We start from the raw sequence: 4423 nt of genomic DNA on the forward strand, positions 1-4423 counted from the left end.
TCTTCTTTTCTGGTGTCGCCCCAACCCCGGGGCCCGGGCCCGCCCCCCCGCCGGCCCCCCGGCCTGACCGCCTGGAGCTGCCGGGCGCCCGCGCTGGCGCCCGACCTGAGCGCCGTCGCGTTCATCGCCGACAGGGACGGCTCTCCGCGCGTCTGGGTCCAGCTTCTCGGCGGCGATCTGGAGGCGTTGCTCCCGGGAGGAGCGTCGGCCGGAGGGCCGACCGGGGGAGAGACGGAGGCGTGGTCTCTCGACACCGGTCCTGAGCCCGCCGCCGACGTGAGCTGGTCTCCCGACGCACGGCGGCTGGCCGTCCTCGTCGTGCCGGGCGGCGGGGAGCACACCCAGGTCTGGACGGTCAGGCCCGACGGGAGCGATCTGCGCCCGCTGGCCGCGCCGGAAGGGGGATCGGCGTCGTTCGTGCGCTGGACCGGGCAGGGGGAGATCCTTCTCGTCGCCGAGGTCTCCGCGTCCGGCCGTACGGACGCGGTGCTCGTCGACGCGGGCTCCGGCAGCCGGGAGGTCATCGCGGGCGGCGCGCTGATGCACCCGGCGGCGATCAGCCGTGACCACCGGCGGATGCTGCTGCGGCGCGGCCCGCGCGGCGTGCGCCGGATGTACGCGGCCGATCTTTCCGCCTTCCCCGGTGATCCCACCGGCCTTCCCGCCGCCCATCCCGGTGATCTCACCTCGGGCATGTCCGGTCCCGACGGCTCCGCCGGTCCCGGGGCCCTCGCGTCCGGCCTCTCCGCTCCGGGGGATCTCGCACCTGGTCCTCTCGAAACCGGGGGCCTCGTCCCGGGACTCCCCGGCGGCCCTCATCCCGGGCTTCCCGAGGACCTCACCCCCGGCCTCTGCTCCGGCCTCTCCGCTGATCCTCCGGCCGGGCTCCGCTCCGATCTTCCCGAGGGTCATCTCGAGGACTTCCCGCCCGGCCTGCCCTCGGGGCTGCCCGACGAGGCCGCGGGCGATCTTCCAGGACCCGGGGAACAGCCGCTGCTGGCGGGGATGAACGGCTCCACCGACTACGGCATCCTCTCTCCGGACGGGACGGTCGCCTACCTGTTGTCCGACGTCGGCCGCGACCGGGCCGCGCTGCTCGCGGTGGGTGAGGACGGCGCGGAGGTCGTGCTGGCCGAGCGGGTGGACGCCGAACTCGACCAGTTCGCGCTGAGTGCCAACGGCCACCGCGCCGTCCTGGTGTGGAACGACAGCGGCCGGTCGGAACTGGAGGTGATCGAGCCGGCCACCGGGGCGGTGCGCCCGCTCCCGCCGCTGCCCGCCGAGGTGGTCTCCTCGATCAGGGTCTCGCTGGACGGCAGCCTGGCCGTCCTGGCGGTCGAGGGGCCCGGCGCCCCCTCCCACGTGGTGCTCTGCGATCTGGAGAACGGCGGCTACCGGCGGATCGCGGGGGACTCCCCGATCGCCGAGGCGGCCGAGGCGGAGTTGATGCGCTTCCAGGCGCGCGACGGCATGGAGCTGACCGGCTGGCTCTACCGGGTCCCCGGGGCCCGGGGACCGATGCCCTTCGTCGTCTACCTGCACGGCGGTCCGGAGAGCCAGGAACGGCCCACCTTCAACCCGCTGTTCCAGAACCTGCTGGCCGCCGGGATCGGGGTGTTCGCGGCGAACGTCCGCGGCTCGTCCGGGTTCGGCAGGGCCTTCCGCAACGCCGACAACCACGCGCTCCGCTTCGACGCGATCGACGACGTCGCCGACTGCGCCGTCGAACTGGTGCGGTCTGGTGTCGCCGAGGAGGCCAGGATCGCCTGCATGGGACGCTCCTACGGCGGTTACCTGACGCTGGCCGCCCTCGTCACCCACCCCCACCTCTTCCGCGCCGGGGTCGACGTCTGCGGCATGGCCGACTTCGAGACCTTCTACGACCGGACCGAGCCGTGGATCGCCGCGGCGGCCGTCAGCGAGTACGGCCACCCGGTCGCCGACCGTGACCTGCTGCGGGTGCTGTCGCCCCTGCACTCCTTCGACCGGCTGGCCGCCCCGTTGCTGGTCGTGCACGGCGCCCGCGACACCAACGTCCCGGTGTACGAGGCCGAGCAGGTGCTGCGGGAGGCACGGGCCCGTGGCATTCCCTGCGAGTTGCTGCTGTTCGAGGACGAGGGGCACGAGATCCGGCAACTCGCCAACCGGGTGACCTTCGTCAAGAACGTCGTCGAATGGCTCAGGTGGCACCTGACCGTCCCCGCCCCGGCATGATGCTTTCCCACTGGGGCAGGCTCGGTGACAATGACGACATGCCGCGTACGGAGACACTGTGGGGAGTATGGGAACCGGCTCCGCTGGCCGAGGTCATCGAGCTGTTCGGCGGGCTGGAGACGCCCTGGTGGATCGGCGGAGGATACGCGATCGAGCTGGAGGTCGGCCGCGCCTACCGCGAGCACGCGGACATCGACGTCGGGATCCTCCGCCGGGACCAGGCCACGGCGCGCCGGTTGCTCGCGGGGTGGGACTGCTGGGCCGCCGACCCGCCGGGCACGCTGCGCCACTGGCCACGGGGCGAGATCCTCCCGCCGGGCGTTCATGACGTCTGGGTCCGCGAGGACGCCGGCGGTCCGTGGCGAATCCAGCTGATGCTCGACGAGGCCGACGGGCAGGACTGGGTGTACCGGCGAGATCCGAGGATTCGCCGCCCGCTGGTGTCGTTCACGGTCGCCGAGGACGGTTTCTCGCGGATCGCGCCGGAGGTCCAGCTCCTGTACAAGGCCAAGTCGCCGCGCCCCAAGGATGAACTCGACTTCGACGAGGTCCTGCCCCGGCTCGACGACGCGCGAAGGGCGTGGCTGGACGAGGCTCTGGCGACCGAACACGGCACCCACCCCTGGCACGCGCGCCTCCGCCGCTGAGCGGAAGAGCCGACCGTCAGGCGGAGGTCGTAGAGACCGATGCGGGCTCGGGCTTGGACACACCCCAGTCGTCCGATGTCGCGATCATGTCAGCCGGAAGATCCAAACCACGCAGGATGCCGCCCGCCCGAACCGTCTGGTTCCCGGCGATCCCTACCCACAGGCCGTCGGCCCGGAGCTGTTTCAGCGACGAGCGGACATCCGGGTAGAGATCATCTTCGCCGAACCACCCCGGCTGCCCCGCCGCGGCTCGCCTCTCCCGCTCCTCGCCCAGGTCGAAGCCGGGACGGAACACCTGGAACGTCTCCCGGTAGTCCAATCCGCGTGCGATCACCGCACCGAAGGTCGCGGCGAAGGTGTGCCGGGGAACACTCAGCCAGTCAGCCCACGTACCGTACTCACGCGTCTCGTCCACCAGACACTCGCCGACGTCGAACACCACAGCCCTGATCACGGCCAGCAGCCTACGACGCACCACCGTCTTCCATATGTCAGCCCGCGCCTCTCGTGGCAAATTTCGGTGGGCTCGGCCGCTCGCATTGGGGACATCTAGATACGTGGCTCTGGTCATGGGAAAAGCCGCTTTGTGGGGCTTCTGGTCTTATGATCACTCGCATCGCCCGGAGAACGCGAGGAAGGACCCCAAGTGGCCGACAAGCGGGATGAGCGGGACGCCGGCATCGACACGACCAGGCCCAGCATCGCCAGGGCCTATGACGTCGTCCTCAACGGCAAGGACAACTTCGAGGTCGACAGGGCCTTCGTCGCGGAGATCGTGAAGATCGTCCCCGAGATCTACGACGTGGCGACCTACAACCGTCAGATCCTCGGCCGGGGGGTGCGGTTCCTGGCAGAGCAGGGCGTCACCCAGTTCATCGACCTCGGCTCGGGGTTGCCGACGGTGGAGAACACCCACCAGGTCGCCCAGGGCGCGAATCCCGAGGCGCGGGTCGTCTACGTCGACAACGACCCGATGGTGCTGGCCCACGGCCGGGCGCTGCTGGCGGAGAACGACCGTACCGCGGTGGTCACCTCCGACCTGCGCGACACCGAGGCGATCCTCGCCGACCCGGCGGTCAAGCGGCTCATCGACCGCGACCGGCCGGTGGGCGTGATGCTGGTCGGGGTCCTGCACCACCTGCACGATGACGACGATCCCCGGGGAATCGTCGAGGCCTACATGGCGGCGGTCCCATCGGGCAGCTACCTCTTCATCACCCACTTCTGCGCCTCCAGCCAGGACTCCCGTGACGCGGAGCAGAAGTTCCTCGCGCTGCTCGGCAGCGGCCGGTTCCGGACGCCGGAGGAGATCACCGCGTTCTTCGACGGATTCGAGCTGCTCGAACCGGGTGTCGTCGCGCTGCCCCTGTGGCGACCCGACGGGCCGGTCCCGGCGGAACTGACCGTGGGCCAGCGGCTCATGTACGGCGGGATCGCCTACAAGCGATAGTCCCGCGGTCGCCCCGGTCGACCTCCGCGCCGGACATGCCGGGGTGCCGTGGTGGGGGGGGGGGGCGCCCAACGCACAACCCGCCCCCCCGTCGCGGACGCCGCCGGGGAAT

4 protein-coding genes are annotated in these 4423 nt (G+C 71.3%); 3 read left to right on the plus strand and 1 reads right to left on the minus strand.

Annotated features, from left to right (window positions below; translation table 11 throughout):
- Positions 1-9 precede the first annotated feature (9 nt).
- Together ABZU75_RS45335 and ABZU75_RS45340 are read left to right on the plus strand one after the other, a co-directional pair.
- On the plus strand, positions 10-2214 hold the full coding sequence (locus ABZU75_RS45335) for a prolyl oligopeptidase family serine peptidase (RefSeq protein WP_355569431.1): 2205 nt from the start codon (positions 10-12) through the stop codon (positions 2212-2214).
- Positions 2184-2861, plus strand: a complete 678-nt coding sequence (locus tag ABZU75_RS45340; protein WP_355569422.1) for an amino acid transporter — start codon at positions 2184-2186, stop codon at positions 2859-2861. Before ABZU75_RS45335 ends, ABZU75_RS45340 begins: the two co-directional genes overlap by 31 nt.
- A 16-nt stretch (positions 2862-2877) precedes the next feature.
- Here ABZU75_RS45340 and ABZU75_RS45345 read toward each other — a convergent pair whose 3' ends face one another.
- A complete protein-coding gene (locus tag ABZU75_RS45345; RefSeq protein ID WP_355569425.1) occupies positions 2878-3339 on the minus strand; it encodes a hypothetical protein in 462 nt (153 codons plus the stop codon).
- A 168-nt stretch (positions 3340-3507) separates the two neighbouring features.
- On the opposite strand from ABZU75_RS45345, the gene ABZU75_RS45350 reads away from it, so the two are divergent.
- Positions 3508-4311, plus strand: coding sequence for an SAM-dependent methyltransferase (locus tag ABZU75_RS45350; RefSeq protein WP_355569428.1), 804 nt, complete (start codon positions 3508-3510; stop codon positions 4309-4311).
- Positions 4312-4423: the final 112 nt, after the last annotated feature.

It is taken from the genome of Streptosporangium sp. NPDC005286 (assembly GCF_040607515.1).
GTDB lineage: Bacteria > Actinomycetota > Actinomycetes > Streptosporangiales > Streptosporangiaceae > Streptosporangium.